Below are 14,100 nucleotides of genomic sequence, written 5' to 3'. Positions count from 1 at the left end.
CGATGAATCGCCCACTTCCACCCCGCGCCCCTGCGGTCCGCCACCACGCCAACGTGCGGGCGCTCGCCGCACGCGTGATCAGCGCCGTGCTGCGCGGGCGCAGCCTCGACGATGCGCTGGAGCCGGCCGCCGCGCGCCTGAAGCTGCCGGCCGACGCGGCGATGCTGCGGCTGCTCGCCTACGGCGTGCTGCGCGAGCTGTCGATGCTGCAGTGGCTGTCGGGCCGCCTGCTCGACAAGCCGCTGGCCGCGGATGACGAAGTGGCCGCGCTGATCCTGGTCGGCCTGTTCCAGCTGCGCACGCTCAGGACGCCCGCGCACGCGGCGATCCACGAGACGGTCGAGGGCGTCGAGCTGCTCAAGCGCCCGCAGGCCCACGGCCTGGTCAACGCCGTGCTGCGCCGCTATGCGCGCGAGGCCGCGGCACTGGAACAGAAGCCGCCGGCCGATCCGGCGATCCTGCATTCGCACCCGACCTGGCTCGTCGAGAAGCTGCGCCAGGACTGGCCGCAGCAGTGGCAGGCGATCCTGCAGGCCAACAACCGGCAGGGCCCACTGACGCTGCGCGTGAACCGGCGGCGGCTGACGCGCGACGACTACCTCGAGCGACTGGCCGAGATGCACATCGGTGCGAGCGCGCACCCGCATGCCGCCGACGCGGTGACGCTCGCCGAAGCGCGGCCGGTCGAGAAGATCCCCGGTTTCAACAGTGGCCGGGTGTCGGTGCAGGACGCCTCGGCACAGCTCGCCGTCGAACTGCTGGACCTGTCGCCGAACCTGCGCGTACTCGACGCCTGCGCCGCGCCGGGCGGCAAGACCGCGCACATGCTCGAACGCGCCGACGTGCAGGTGCACGCGCTCGACAGCGATGCGCAGCGCCTGATCCGTATCGACGAGAACCTGCGTCGCCTCAAGCTGCAGGCGCAGATGATGGCCGGCGACGCCGGCGAACCGGCGCGTTGGTGGGACCGCGTGCCCTACGACCGCATCCTGCTCGACGCGCCCTGCTCCGGCACCGGCGTGATCCGCCGTCATCCCGACATCAAGTGGCTGCGCCGCGACACCGACATCGCCGGCCTGCAGCAGCAGCAGCTGCGCCTGCTCAAGGCCCTGTGGCCGTTGCTCAAGCCCGGCGGGCGGCTGGTCTATGCGACCTGCTCGGTGCTACGCGACGAGGGCGATGAAATCATTTCGCGCTTCCGCCTGCTCGGCGAGCACCTGCGCGTCGTGCCGATCACGGCAGGCTGGGGCGAACGCACCGAACCTGGACGCCGCATCGCGCCCGGCGATGCGGGCGACGGCTTCTACTACAGCGTGCTCGAAAAAGGCGGCTGATCGGAACCCGCGGCCGCTGCCCGCCCTCGCAGTGGCTCAAAGACGTAGTCCCACAGCAGCAGCGTCAGCGCGAGCAAAGCGACCGTCACGCTGAGGGGCCCGGCCAAGACGTAATCCGGCACTCGGATCAGGGCCGCCACCGCGCAGAGCACGATCGACGCGACGAAGGCCAGATGCGGCACCAGTGCCAGGCCCCAGCGGTTCGCACGGACCGTCGGCACCGCGAGGCCGACCGCCAGGCCGGCGACCGCGGCGCCGGCGATCACGTCCAGCGGCCAGTGGGCGCCGACCCAGACGCGGCTCAGCGCGACCGCGCAGGCGAGCGCGTAGAGCAGCAGACGGACACCGAGCGGCCTGCCGACCGAGAAGCACGCGGCGGCGACGAAGGCCGTCACCGTGTGGCCGGACGGGAAACTGAGCGCGTGCAGCTCCGGGCCGATGACCGCCAGCGCCGGACCGAGCACGACGTGCGGTCGCGCGGCATGGAACAGGAGCTTGAGGCCATTCGACAGCACCGTGGCATAGCCCGCCGCGACCACCGCCAGCCACAGCGCGTGCGGCTGGCGGCGGGCGAGCAGCGCGGCCAGGCACACCGCCGACAGGCCGTCGCCGAGGCTGGTCAGGATCTCCAGCAGACTCGCCGGCAGCCGTGTTCCGGCATCATGGATCGGCACGAAGCCGGTCTGATAGCCACCCCAGGAGAACAGTGCGACAGCCGCCAGCGCGCCGGCCGCGGCCAGCAGCAGATTGGTGTTGCGATCCACGGCGCCCGGCACGGCGGCCTGCGCGAGGGCCTGTCGATGTCGCTGGCGCAGACGCAGCAGATAGGTGCGGAGCATCAGGGTGTCCTGGCGTAATCCGGGCTGAAGACGTCGAACTCGGCGCGGTACACCTCGCTGCGCATCCGCAGGGCACCGAGCACGGTATGGAAGATGTCGCGCTGGCCGTGCACCGGCTGCGCGCGCACGCGCTCGGCATCGACGCCGCGCAGGCGCATGAACGCCTCCGACATCCAGACGATGAACGGCACCTTCTTCTGCACGTCCGGCGCGATCGACCACGGCGTGCCATGCAGGTAAAGCCCGTACTCGCCCAGCGATTCGCCGTGATCCGACATGTAGATCAGCAACGTCGCCCTGTCCTCGAAGCGCCGCAGCAGGTCGATCGTGCGCGCGAGGAAGTGATCGGTGTACAGAATCGTGTTGTCGTAGGCGTTGACCAGCGCGTCGTGCGCACATTGGCCGAGCTCGACCGAGGTGCACACCGGGCGGAAGCGCTCGAACTCCGGTGGATAGCGCGAAAAGTAGGCCGGACCGTGACTGCCCATCTGGTGCAGCACGACGAAGCTGCGCGAACTCGACGAGGCGCGGATGCGTTGTTCGAGTCCGTGCAGCAGGACGTCGTCGTGCTCGCAGCCCGCGCCGCGGCAGTCGGCGGCGAGCTCGCCGGCCTTCTGGTAGGTCTGCACGTGCAGCGGCGGCTCGCCCCAGTTGTGCGACCGCCAGATCACATCGACGCCATGGCGCTGCAGATAGGTCGGCAGCGGCTCGTAGCGCTTCGAAAACTCGGAACGCGAGTCCAGGTGCGAGAGCATGCAGCGGATCGACGCGGTGGTGTACGTCGAGCAGGCGGTCGTGTCCTGCAGCGCGATGACACCGGCCGCCGTCAGCGCGGGATTGGTCGGACGCGGGTAGCCATACAGCTGAAAGTTCTGCGGCCGCGCCGCCTCGCCGATCACCAGGACCACGACGATTCGCTCGTCGGACAGGAACGTCGCCGGGGGCAGCGGGATCGGCGCGTCGCCGCCGATCAGCCGGGGCAGCTGGTAACGCGCCAGATTGACCATGTAGGACCACGGCAGGACCATGCCGCCGAGCTTCTTGGCGTTGTGATCGAACCACAGCCAGGTGCTCCCCGCGAGATACGCCCAGAGAATCGTCACGAGCGCGCCCGCCACGCCAAGCCCGGCGAGCCGCAGCCGCGGCGCCGGCCGCAGCCGCACCCGCGTCAGCAGCGCGATGGGCACGACACCCAGCACGACCACATAGGCGAGCAGCGTCGGATGGAACAGCTCGAAGGCCTCGGCGGCGTTGGTGTTGCGGACGTTGCCCATCATCGTCTTGTCCAGCACCACCTGGTAAGTGACGATGAAATAGACGGCGACCGCGTTGCCGGCGGCCGCGATCATGCAGAACGGCTTGAGCAGCCGCTGCGACACCAGCGCCAGGACGAGCAGCGGCAGCGCGGTCGAAGCCAGCAGCGCGACCAGCAGACTGGCCAGCGTCAGCAGTCCGGTGAACGAGGTCAGGTCGAGGTTGGCCACCGCGAACGACAGCAGCGGCGCGTGATACAGCAGCGCGTTGCCCAGCGCCGCCAGCGCGATGAACGGCACGGCGCCGAGTGTCCTGCGCGTGCGCTCGCGGCTCATCGGCCAGCCGATCGACAGGGGCGTGGATTCATGTCGCTGCAGACATTACCCGGCGCTGCACGTGTTGTCAGCGCACGCCGAACACCGCGTCGTACGCCAGGCCGAGATACTCCTTGAACGCGGCGCTGCTGCGTTCGAGCTTCTGCGCGTCCGGCAGTACGCCGAGCAGGCCGTAGCGGCGTTCCGGCAGCACTTCGACGTCGGTCGGCGCGGCGATCGCTTCGACGCCGAGCACGCGCGCATTGGCCATCGCCCTGGGCATGTGCAGCGCCGAGGTCACCAGCAGCACGCGCCGTGCGTGCAGCTGCGCCAGCTTCGGCGCGCTGTAGCGCATGTTCTCGCGCGTGGTGCGGGCGCGGTCCTCGCGCAGGATCGCGGTGTCCGGCACGCCCAGCCGCGCCAACGCCTGCGCCATCGCGTCGGCCTCGCTGGCGGCGCCGGCGGTCCACGGCAACCGGCCGCCGGTGGCGACGATCACCGGTGCCTTGCCGGCGCGGTACAGCGCCGCGGCGTGGACGATGCGGTCGCCGGCAGCGGTCAGGTCGAAGTCGTTGCGCAGCGGCGGCGACGCCGGCTCGATGCCGCCGCCGAGCAACAGGATCGCGTCCGCGTGCGGCAGGCGTTCGGCCGGCAGCGCCGCATAGCGGCGTTCGAGGCTCGCGCACAGGGCCGTCGAGGCCCACGGCGTCGCCCACAGCCACAGCCAGGCCAGCGCGCACGCGACCAGGCCCAGCGCCAGGCGCCGGCGCCGCCACAGCGACAGCGCGACCAGCAGCAACAGCGCCGCCGTGCCGAGCGGCTGCAGCAGCAGGGTCAGGAGCTTGAGAACCATCATCATGCGGTGAACCGCCCGGACGCGCGCGAAAGCGCATAACCTAGCAAGCTTTCCCTGCCCGGAGATCGACGATGCCGACACCGATCCAAGCCTGGTCCGCCACCACTGCGGGCGGCCGCCTGTCCGCTTTCGAATACGATCCGGGCCCACTGCAGCCCGAACACGTCGAGATCCGCGTCGAGCACTGCGGCATCTGCCATTCCGACCTGTCGATGCTCGACAACGAGTGGAAGCGCACGGTCTATCCGTTCGTGCCCGGCCACGAGGTCGTCGGCCGCGTCGTCGCGCGTGGCGAGCAGGTCAAGGGCGTCAACGTCGGCGATCGGGTCGGGCTCGGCTGGTTCTCCGCGAGCTGCATGTGCTGCACGCAGTGCATGTCCGGCGACCATCACCTGTGCCCCAACGGCGAGGAAACCATCGTCGGCCGTCACGGCGGCTTCGCCGACCGCGTGCGCTGCCACTGGTCGTGGGCGGTGCGCCTGCCGGAAGGCCTCGATCACGCTGCGGCCGGGCCTCTGTTCTGCGGCGGCATCACCGTGTTCAGTCCGATCGTCGAGTGCGACGTGCGTCCGACCGACCGCGTCGGCGTGATCGGCATCGGCGGGCTCGGCCACATGGCGATCCAGTTCCTCAACAAGTGGGGCTGCGAGGTCACCGCATTCACGTCGAGCGAGGCCAAGCGCGCCGAGGCGCAGGCGCTCGGCGCGCACCAGGTCGTGACCAGCACCGACCGGGCGGCGCTCAAACCGCTGGCCGGGCGCTTCGACTTCATCCTCGTCACCGTCAACGTCAAGCTCGACTGGGCCGCCTACGTCGCCGCGCTCCGCCCTCGCGGCCGCCTGCACTTCGTCGGCGCGGTGCTCGATCCGATCGGAGTGAACGGATTCCACCTGATCGGCGGCCAGAAGACGATCTCCGGCTCGCCGATGGGCAGCCCGGCGACGATCACCAGGATGCTCGACTTCTGCGCCCGCCACGGCATCGCGCCGCAGGTGGAACGCTTCCCGATGAGTCGCGTCAACGATGCGCTGGAACACCTGCGTGCCGGCAAGGCGCGCTATCGCGTGGTGCTGACCGCGGACTGAAGCTCACGGACAGACGCGGGCCCCCTCGGGCTGCGCCAGCAGTTGCGCCAGCAGCGACGGCAGCAGCAGCATGGAAACGACCAGCGGATAGCGGCAGATGGACATGTGCGCGGAGAGCTTCATTCGAGATACAGCGCGGATGAGAACGCCAGCACGGCGAGACGGTTGCGGCAGTAGGTGGTCTGGTCACCGAACACGCCGTCGCAGGTCGTCGCGCGCAGTTCGCCGTCTTCGGGAATCACGACTTCCGCGCGCAGCCAGCGCGCCGATTGCAGCGCCGGCACCGCGTATTCGAAGGTCTCGGCGAAGGACACGATCGGCTCGTTCTCGACGAGCAGTTCGTCGCCGGCGATCACGCGCAGGAAGGTGCCGGCACCGCCGGTGACACGCACGCGCAGCGCAGCACTGCGCGGCACCGTGTCGCCGAGCATGGCCTCGAAGACGCCGTCGCCATCGACGTCTGCCTCGACGACGACCTTGGGCGCCGCGGTCAGCGGCGGCTGGTGGCTGATGGTCGTGCGCCCGGCGCGCAGGCCTTCGAGCACGCCGCGCGCGCTGCGCTCGGTCGCGTAGACCCAGGTGGTCGGTTGCCCCGGCCCCTGCACGAGCACGGTGCTGACCCAGTGGTTGTCGCTGCCACCGGTCGCGGCGACGCGCGCGCCGGCATCGAGCCAGCCTTCCCAGTAGCGCACGGCGTCGTCGATGGAGTTGCCGGAGGGCAATGGCGGCTGGAAGTACCAGGCGATGTTCCACACCTCGACCGTGTCCGGCACAGTCCTGCCCGCATAGTCGAGCAAGGGTCCGCGCGCCTCGGTCCAGTCGGCGTCGTTGGGAAAGTCGACCGAGCCGCCGGCGGGGTGGTTGATCTGGAAGGCGCCGCCGTCCGCGCGCAGCGCGTTCGCCAGCGCCGTGTACGGCGGCTGCGGCGGGTTGTCGTAGACGCGCGCCGCGCCGAGCATCTGCGCGTGACCGGACAACGAGTTCTCGTAGCCGGGGACCGGCACGACGCCGTAGGCGCCGAAGCCCGGATCGGCGACCGACAGCAGGTTGTTGTGATCGGTCAGCGCGAGAAAATCGAGTCCGCGCAGCGCCGCGTACCGGAACTGCTGACTGACGCTGTTGCCGAGCGTCCAGAATTCCGCCGGGCCGGGCTCGTCACCGGGAGTGCCGTCCCAGGAATCGTGCGAGTAGGTGCTGTGTACGTGCAGATCGCCGGCGAGCCACTCGCCGCAAACCGGCAGCGCTCCGCCGACACGGAGCCACACCGGCGCGCTATACGCCACCGGCCGGCCTTCGGCATCGAGCACGCGCGCATAGGCCCAGCGCTCGGCGCCGGACGCGACCAGGCTGTGCTGCAGCGTCGTGGCCTGCGCGTGCGCGAGCACCACGCCGCCGCTGCCCACGATCTCCAGCGTGCCGCCGGCCCAGCCCTGCGTCACCTCGGCGCGCAGGATCACGCTCGTGCCGGATGGTCGCGCGAGGCGCGCCCCCATCGGCTGATCGTCCGCGGTGAAGCGCAGACGCAGGTCGTTGTGATGCTGCGCCAGCGCGACCATGCGCCGCGCCGACATCGCCTCGCGCAGCGCAGCCTCGCTGCGGTCGCGCGCGATCAGCACGGTCTTGGCACGCGTCGGCTGTGCCCATGCGGTGCCGTGCTCGTCCTCGGCGCCGACCGGACCGACGTGCCAGCCCTGGTCGAGCGCGTGGGCGTACCAGCCGCCGGCAGGCGCGCCGTTGTCGGTGTCGTAGGCGTCGCCGGACTTGCCGAACACCTCGATGCCGACGACGCGGCGGTCGAAGGCGGCGCGGTATTCGAAGTCGTTGAAGGCATACGCCGGATCGGGCACGTAGGCGTGCAGCGTGTCCTCGCGGCCGGGATGGTTGAACACGACCAGGCCGTCGGCGCCGCCACCCTGCTCCGGCCGCGTGCCCAGCCAGGTCCAGAAACCCTCCATGCTCAGCACGTAGCCGTCGGTGGTCTTGGCATTGAGGTCGTTGCGCGAAAAGAACACGTTGATGTGGCCGAAGCGGTCCGAGGTCCACTCGAAACCGCGGAACGCGGTGAAACTGCTGTCGCTCGCCTGCCGCGCCTGCACCAGCGTCGCATCCCATTTCAGCATCGAGCCGACCGGGTCCGTGGGATTCAGCGTCAGGCACTCCGGCAGTTGCCCGGACAGGCAGTCGGTATTCGCCGTCAGCGGCAGATCGGCGTTGTCGGAATGTTCGGACGAGCCGATGAAGTCCAGGCCCTGCGCCTTCGCCGCCGCGAAGTAGTCGCGCGGTTCGGTCGCCACTGCGCCATCGGAAAAGCCGCTGTGCGCGTGCAGCGAACCGATCTGTTCGGTGTAGGTGCCCCAGTTGCGGTTGTCCGGCGCGCAGGCCTCGTCGCCACCGGCCGGCCCCGCGGGCGTTGGCGCCGGAGTGGGCGCGGGGCTCGGTGTCGGCGTGGATGACGCACTCGGGGTCGGTGACGGTGTCGCGGTGGGTGTTGGTGATGGTGTCGGCGATGAAGCCGGCGACGTGGTGGGCGTCGGGCTCGGTGAGTCGCTCGGCGCCGGCGTGGCACCGGGCGAGGGCGTTGCGGTGGGCTGGGCGCTGGCCGTCGGCGTCGGCGTCGCGCCGACCGGCGCTGCGCCGCGATTGCCGCTGCCGCAGCCGCTCAGCAGCAGCACCAGGCACAGCGCCGCAAGATGCCGTCCGGTTCGCAAACCGGACTTACGGCAGGCTGGCTGCCCCGAAATTTCCATCGTCGTCATACACGCGCACCTCCACTGCCGTCGCAGTCGGCGCGACCGTGGCCGTGCAGCGTAGCGAGCCACCATTGCCGGCACATTGCGCCGGCAGCGGATTGCCGCCGTCGGCGCGTACGTCCGCGCGGGACAAGTGACCCACTGCGGCCCACGGCCGGAACGTGCAGGTGATGCAGATGCGCGGGTTGCCGCTGTCCGATATGAACGGGAACGGGCTGTTCGCGTAGCTGCGCGGATAGGCGATCGCCGGCACGTCGAAGCTCACCGTGGAGCCCGAGCGCGACAGGTTCTCGATGGCGATGCCGCCCCAGGGGCTCACCTCGAAGGACTCCGAGCAGAACGCGTAGGGCGCCGTCGCGCCGCCCTTGCGCGCGCGGCCATCGACGCAGAAGCGGTAGCGTCCCGGCTCGGTGCTGCCCAGTCGCGCGGGAAACGCGCTGTAGGCCTCGAAGCTCGCGCTCCAGCGCCACTCCTGCGTGCCGGTCCAGGTGGTCAGCACGCCCGGCAGGCCGTTCGGAAATTCGACCCGCACCGGCACTTCGCCGGCACTGCCGGCGACCGGCAGCCACAGACCCGGTGCCGTCTCGCGTTCGACGCGCGCATGGGGACTGTCCACCGCGGTCGAGCCGCCGCGCCACGTGAAATGCGCGGCGGCGAAGCGCGTGATGTCGGTCGGCTGGATCAACGGCTGCGGCACGCCGGCGTCATCCGGAATGCCGGCCTGCCAGAGCGCGTAGCCGCCGCCGGCGAGCTGTCCGACCAGCGTCGCCTCCGCCTGCTGGCGTGCCTCGTCGATCTGCGCGAGCGGGTCGAGCAGTTCGGCGGCAAGCGCGCCGACACCCTGCAGGACCGCGCCCATGCGCACCAGGCGCGTGACCATGTAGTCGGCAGTGTGCGGGCCGTAGGCGGTCAGTGCCTTGCGGTAGTGATCGCGGTTCATGTACTCGCGGTAGCTGACCGTGTAGCCGTTGTAGTCGCCGGCGTGGCCGACGCCGACGGCGAGCTTGTATCCGGGCGCGCCCAGATCCTGGATCTCCTCCTTGGTGAAGTTGCCCCAGATCGCCGCGGCGTCGGCTGGCTCGTTGTTGGCGTCGAACGCGTTTTCCGGCGCGTCCCAGCCGCGCGCATCGTTGTGCACCTGGGCGCGCATGCGCGCGATCGCGGCCGGATCGAAGTTGCTGCCCGGAACCGACGTGGCGTTGAGCGGGTCGTCTGGATCGAAGTAGGTCTTCTGCCGCGCGCAGGCGTCCACGTAGGCCGGGTCGTCCTTGAACTCGGGCAGCAGGCAGGCCCAGTCGAAGCCGTCGTAGATGTCGCCGGCGGTGTCGTTGAGGCGCGATTCGAGATTCAGGATCAGGTCGGCCTGCGCCTCACAGGCGCAGGACGCGAGCAGGATGTCGCCGAGCCGGAAGGCCTGCAGGCGCAGGCGCAGGTTCTCCTCGACGCCGGAGAAGCCGGGAAAGTCGTAGTGGTCGGGCAGCGGCACGCCCTCGGCCTTGAGCGTGTGGAACAGCAGCGCCGTCGTGCCGGTGATTTCGTTGTCGCCCGGGAAGCCGGAACGCTCGCAGTCCGGCAGGCCCAGCACCGGCGCGCCCGGGTCGCCGCCCGCGGTGGTGGCGGTGGAGCAGTTCGACACGCTCGGATACGGGTGCGAAACCGGGCCCGGCACCCAGGCATTGAGATAGTCCACGTCGAAGTCGGACGTGAACGGCACGCGCGCGTCGCCGGCACCGATCCGGTTCCAGGCGCGGACGATGTCGTCGGCGAGGAAGCGCACGTTGCGCTCGGTCTGCACGAAACCCTTGTGGTCCCAGTCGCGGATCACGCCCTGCCCCGGCGGGCACGCATCGGTCTCCGGTGCGGCCGCGCCGTCGGGCCAGCGCCCGCAGACCTGCGCCGCGTCGTCGAGCAGCTCGCTCTTGTTGCCGGTGTTCTCCGCACTGCCGACGTCACCCTGGCTGAAGACCAGCGGCACGCCCAGATCCCGCTCGACGAAACGCTCGAGCGGGCCGAGGAAGTCGGCGCTGTGCAGGTCGTGCGGGTCGAGGCTTTCCGGATGCTCGCCCCAGTTGACCCAGACGGCGAGCGGCTGCGGGTTCGCGCTGTCGCTCAGATCGTCGAAGCGCAGCACGACCAGGCCATGGTCGTTGTATTCGAGCGGATAGCCGGCCGGCGTGCCGTCGTCGGCGACCGCCAGGCGCACGACGTTGCCCTTGTACACGCGGTGATGGATCTCGGTCGCGCCCAGGCGCGCCGGCCTGAGGTTCGCCGCGGCCTGCTCGATCGCCTCGGCCATCCGGCGTGCCTGGTTCTCGAAGAAGCGCGCGTCGTAGAGGTCCTCGAACAGCCATACGCCCCAGGCCAGCGTCGACGAGTACGCGGAGGTGTGGTCGTGGGTGACGTGATGCAGGATCTGGTCGTAACCGATGCCGGACGAACCCTTGTCGAGGATCTGGCCGACGCGGCGCAGCAGCATGTCCTGCGCGAGATAGTTGTCGGTCTTGAGCAGCGCGATGCGCTTGCCGTTGGCGCCCTCGACGACGATCGCACGCGCCGTCAGCCGCGACTGCACGCCGTAGCTGGCGTGCTTGGACTTGTGCGTGAGGAAGGGGTCGAGATCCTGGCCCGCCAGTCCGCCGAACGTGTCCGTCGCGTAGTCGCAGTACTGGCCGGCGCAGTAACCCACGTCCGGCGTCATGTCGACCACGCCGACGCCGGCGCGCACCTTGATCGCGGCCACGGGCGTCGGACTCGGCGTCGGGCTGCCCGACGGCGTCGGCTCGGGGCTCGGCGATGCGCCGGGCGATGCCGACGGCGACGGCGATGTCGAGGGAGACGGCGAGGGACTGCCGCCCGGTCCGGGCGTAGGGGTCGCGCTCGCCGTCGGTGGCGGCGTGGCGCTGGCCGAGGGTGTCGGCGATCGCTCATTGCACGCCGCCAGCAAGACGCTGGAACCGACCAAGAGAATCCGCAATACAGCGTGGCGCATCGAAAATCCCCCAATCAGTTCGCCGTAGCGGACCGCTGCGCAGCGGCAGGCATCCGCACCGGACGTGACTTCGCCGCACCCAGAGGCGCACTGTTACCCCACCGGTCGAAGCCGGTCGCGGAGACCGTGCCGGCAAACGCGGCGGCCGGCGCGCTGTACACCGCGACGAGCCGACCCTCTCGCGCCTCGATCGACGGCTGCGTCGCCTCGACGGTGTTCGCGCCGTCGCTGAACACCACCCGGCCCTCGCGCACCGGCGCCGGCCGGTCGGTTTTCACTTCGACATCGATCAGCCGATAGTTGTGCGGCCGCGGGGTGTATGCAAGCGTTGCCTCGATGCGCAGACCGTCGGCGCTGGCAACCGGCGGCGACAGCTGCAGGCTGGGCGACGTCGAGATCGTGAACGGCGCTGAGGTCACCGCATAGTCGCTGCTGACCGCCAGCGCGTGACCATCGACGACGAATCGGTACTCGCCGGCCGGCCAGTCCTTCGGCGGTTCCAGCTCGACCGTCCACAGGTGCACGCCCGCGGCGAGCCGGTACTTGAGATGCATCTCGAACAGCGTGTCGATCGCCGTGCCATTGGCGCGGCGCGCGTCCTCGAAGAGGCCGGGCGCGGTGCGCCGCTGCAACCGCACCCTCGGCGCATCGACCACCGGGTCGCCGCCCTCCCAACTGAAGACCGCCGTCTGAAAGCGCTCGATCGGCGCCGGCTGCTCGATGACGCGGCCGGGCATCAGCGACGGCGTCGCCTGTGCCGGCGCGTACGGCAGGTCGCGGTAGAAGTAGTTCGCGCTGAACTCGTCGGCCGGCGGCGCGCTGCGATCACGCAAGGCCCGCAGCAGCGCACGGTTGACGTCGAGCAGGCGTGCACCGAGCCGCCAGCCCCAGAACGTGGTCGTGCCTTCGGTGCCGCCCTGCTCCCAGTCGGCCTTCTCGTCGGCGAGGATGTAGCCGACGTGATCCTGGGCGTAGCCCCAGACGAAAGTGCTCGCAGGATCGCGGCCTTCCTCCTGCGCCATGGCCAGCAGGCGCACCCCGTACTCCGACAGCGGCTCGCCCGGCTGTGCGAGCAGCATCACGTCACCGATCCGCACCGCGGTCACGCGCGTGTCCTGTGGCACGAACGCACCGTTCTCGGCGACGCCGTTGTCGGCGAGATCGATCTCGTCGGGTGGGGGCGCGGGCAGGCAGAACGGAATCGACTCGCCGGTTCCCGGACCCACGAACGGCACCGCGGCCTCGTTGTTGCATTGCACACCGCCCCAGGGATAGGGGTAGTCGCCATCGCCATGCTGTCCGTCGCTGTCCGGATAGCCCAGATGCTCGGCGTCGAGGACGATCCGCTGCGACACCGCGCGCAAGTCCGGCGCGTCATCCAGTTCGTCGATGCCGTCGTAGAGCGCACGCACCTGCGGCGCGAGCAGCTTGCCGAAGCGCTCGATGCGCTGCAGCGTCGGTCCACCGTCGGCACGCGGGCTGACGTTGCCGCCGGCGCTCTGCACCAGCATCGCCACCACCGGCGTATCGAATCCCGCCTCGACCTCGCGTTCGACGGAGGCGAGCACGTCGCCGGAGAAGTACTGGTTCTCGACGTCGAAGGCAATGCCGTGTGCGGCGTAGTTGATGACCACGGCGAGCGGCGTGCCGTCGAGGCGATCGACGCGCAGCACGCCGAGGCGCTTGCGCATCGCGTCGTTCGCCTCGACGTCGTATCCGGGCAACGCGACATTGCGCCGGAACGAGTTGAGGTTCTTCGGCTGCGGGTTGGCCGGATCGTCGATGCGCGAGAGGTAGCCCTCGCTGCCGACCGCGTGACCGAAGCGTGCCGGCTGCAGATCGGCGAGCGCTTGCTTGACGAGGTCGGCGAGCTGCGCCACCAGACGCTCGAAGACTTCCGGCTGGTACACGTCCATCGCCAGCCAGAAGTAGCGGGTGGAATGGTTGGCGAGCGCGCCGGGTCCGTCGTGGGTGTGCGTGGCCGACATCAGCAGGCCGTCGCCGAGCGCGATGCCGGTGTCGGCCTCGACTTTCTCGTTCACCGCGACGACCACTTCGTCGAGCATGCCGATCATGTCGGTCTTGACCAGCACGACGTAGTCGTGACCGTCGTAGAGCGCCACCGCCTTGGCGATCAGCGAGTCGTAGTAGCCGCGCGACGGCGGCGAGTACGTCGCGTAGGGCGAGTGCAGGGCGCGCAGTTCGTCAGGCAGCGGCGCGAGCGGCGTGCCGTCGTCCGCCTCGTAAACCAGGAAGTCGAGCATCTCGTTGAAGAACGCGCTCGGGTCGCCGCCGGCGAGGTCCTCGAAGGCGGGGATGTACTCGCCACCCACGGGCGGGCGCAGATAACCCCCCAACGGAGTGCCGACCGGAACGTCGAGTGCGCGCGCGGCCACGCCGGCCATCAGCGGTTGCGGCGGCGGCAGACCGAGCGTCGGAGACGGTGTGGGCGACGCCGTCGGGCTGGCACTGGGGGTCGCGGTGGGCGTCGGACTCGGGCCTGTCGACGGCGACGGACTCGGCGACGGACTGCCGCCGGGACCGGGCGTCGGTGTCGCCACCGGCGTGGGCGTCGGCGGCGTGCCGTAGCCGATCGTCAGCGACCGGTTGTCGCAGGCACCCAGCGCCAGCGCGGCGCCCAGCACGAGCATGCGAACCGGGACAGGGCGCATGGCAGAC

The 14,100-nt window shown here is 70.3% G+C and carries 9 protein-coding genes; 3 read left to right on the top strand and 6 right to left on the bottom strand.

Features of this window, described 5'->3' with window-relative positions; all coding sequences use genetic code 11:
- Positions 1-2: 2 nt before the first annotated feature.
- Complete coding sequence (gene rsmB, locus AAG565_RS07300) at positions 3-1,334, top strand: 16S rRNA (cytosine(967)-C(5))-methyltransferase RsmB (protein WP_348818909.1); 1,332 nt, start codon at positions 3-5, stop codon at positions 1,332-1,334.
- Here rsmB and AAG565_RS07295 read toward each other — a convergent pair.
- The 3 genes from AAG565_RS07295 to AAG565_RS07285 all read right to left on the bottom strand — a co-directional run bounded on the left by AAG565_RS07295 (position 1,307) and on the right by AAG565_RS07285 (position 4,600).
- A complete protein-coding gene (locus AAG565_RS07295; RefSeq protein WP_348818908.1) occupies positions 1,307-2,173 on the bottom strand; it encodes a phosphatase PAP2 family protein in 867 nt (288 codons plus the stop codon). The two genes, rsmB and AAG565_RS07295, sit on opposite strands and share 28 nt — an antisense overlap.
- Positions 2,173-3,762, bottom strand: a complete 1,590-nt coding sequence (eptA, locus tag AAG565_RS07290; protein ID WP_348818907.1) for a phosphoethanolamine--lipid A transferase EptA — start codon at positions 3,760-3,762, stop codon at positions 2,173-2,175. The genes AAG565_RS07295 and eptA overlap by 1 nt, the downstream gene beginning before the upstream one ends.
- A gap of 67 nt (positions 3,763-3,829) precedes the next feature.
- A complete protein-coding gene (locus AAG565_RS07285) occupies positions 3,830-4,600 on the bottom strand; it encodes a YdcF family protein (RefSeq protein WP_348818906.1) in 771 nt (256 codons plus the stop codon).
- Between the two features lie 68 nt (positions 4,601-4,668).
- On the opposite strand from AAG565_RS07285, the gene AAG565_RS07280 reads away from it, so the two are divergent.
- Positions 4,669-5,682, top strand: coding sequence for an NAD(P)-dependent alcohol dehydrogenase (locus AAG565_RS07280; RefSeq protein WP_348818905.1), 1,014 nt, complete (start codon positions 4,669-4,671; stop codon positions 5,680-5,682).
- A 119-nt stretch (positions 5,683-5,801) separates the two neighbouring features.
- Here the strand turns inward: AAG565_RS07280 and AAG565_RS07275 are convergent, their stop codons facing one another.
- Together AAG565_RS07275 and AAG565_RS07270 are read right to left on the bottom strand one after the other, a co-directional pair.
- Positions 5,802-8,390 (bottom strand): CehA/McbA family metallohydrolase, encoded by a 2,589-nt coding sequence (locus AAG565_RS07275; RefSeq protein ID WP_348818904.1) that lies wholly within the window; start codon positions 8,388-8,390, stop codon positions 5,802-5,804.
- 7 nt (positions 8,391-8,397) lie between these two features.
- On the bottom strand, positions 8,398-11,172 hold the full coding sequence (locus AAG565_RS07270) for a hypothetical protein (protein ID WP_348818903.1): 2,775 nt from the start codon (positions 11,170-11,172) through the stop codon (positions 8,398-8,400).
- On the opposite strand from AAG565_RS07270, the gene AAG565_RS07265 reads away from it, so the two are divergent.
- Positions 11,129-11,449, top strand: coding sequence for a hypothetical protein (locus AAG565_RS07265; RefSeq protein WP_348818902.1), 321 nt, complete (start codon positions 11,129-11,131; stop codon positions 11,447-11,449). The genes AAG565_RS07270 and AAG565_RS07265 overlap by 44 nt on opposite strands.
- Here the strand turns inward: AAG565_RS07265 and AAG565_RS07260 are convergent.
- On the bottom strand, positions 11,436-14,093 hold the full coding sequence (locus tag AAG565_RS07260; protein ID WP_348818901.1) for a neutral/alkaline non-lysosomal ceramidase N-terminal domain-containing protein: 2,658 nt from the start codon (positions 14,091-14,093) through the stop codon (positions 11,436-11,438). The genes AAG565_RS07265 and AAG565_RS07260 overlap by 14 nt on opposite strands.
- Positions 14,094-14,100 lie beyond the last annotated feature (7 nt).

Origin of the sequence: Fontimonas sp. SYSU GA230001, assembly GCF_040066175.1 — a bacterium.
Taxonomy (GTDB): Bacteria; Pseudomonadota; Gammaproteobacteria; order Nevskiales; family Nevskiaceae; genus Solimonas.
Note: the sequence above shows the minus strand (reverse complement) of the source record. Positions and strands in the feature narration are given on the sequence as shown.

Excerpts from the sequence above, each read along its gene's own strand:
- eptA (WP_348818907.1), bottom strand. The coding sequence starts at position 3,762 with ATGAGCCGCGAGCGCACGCGCAGGACACTCGGCGCCGTGCCGTTCATC.
- AAG565_RS07260 (WP_348818901.1), bottom strand. The coding sequence starts at position 14,093 with ATGCGCCCTGTCCCGGTTCGCATGCTCGTGCTGGGCGCCGCGCTGGCG.
- AAG565_RS07265 (WP_348818902.1), top strand. The coding sequence starts at position 11,129 with ATGTCGACCACGCCGACGCCGGCGCGCACCTTGATCGCGGCCACGGGC.
- AAG565_RS07295 (WP_348818908.1), bottom strand. The coding sequence starts at position 2,173 with ATGCTCCGCACCTATCTGCTGCGTCTGCGCCAGCGACATCGACAGGCC.
- rsmB (WP_348818909.1), top strand. The coding sequence starts at position 3 with ATGAATCGCCCACTTCCACCCCGCGCCCCTGCGGTCCGCCACCACGCC.
- AAG565_RS07285 (WP_348818906.1), bottom strand. The coding sequence starts at position 4,600 with ATGATGATGGTTCTCAAGCTCCTGACCCTGCTGCTGCAGCCGCTCGGC.
- AAG565_RS07280 (WP_348818905.1), top strand. The coding sequence starts at position 4,669 with ATGCCGACACCGATCCAAGCCTGGTCCGCCACCACTGCGGGCGGCCGC.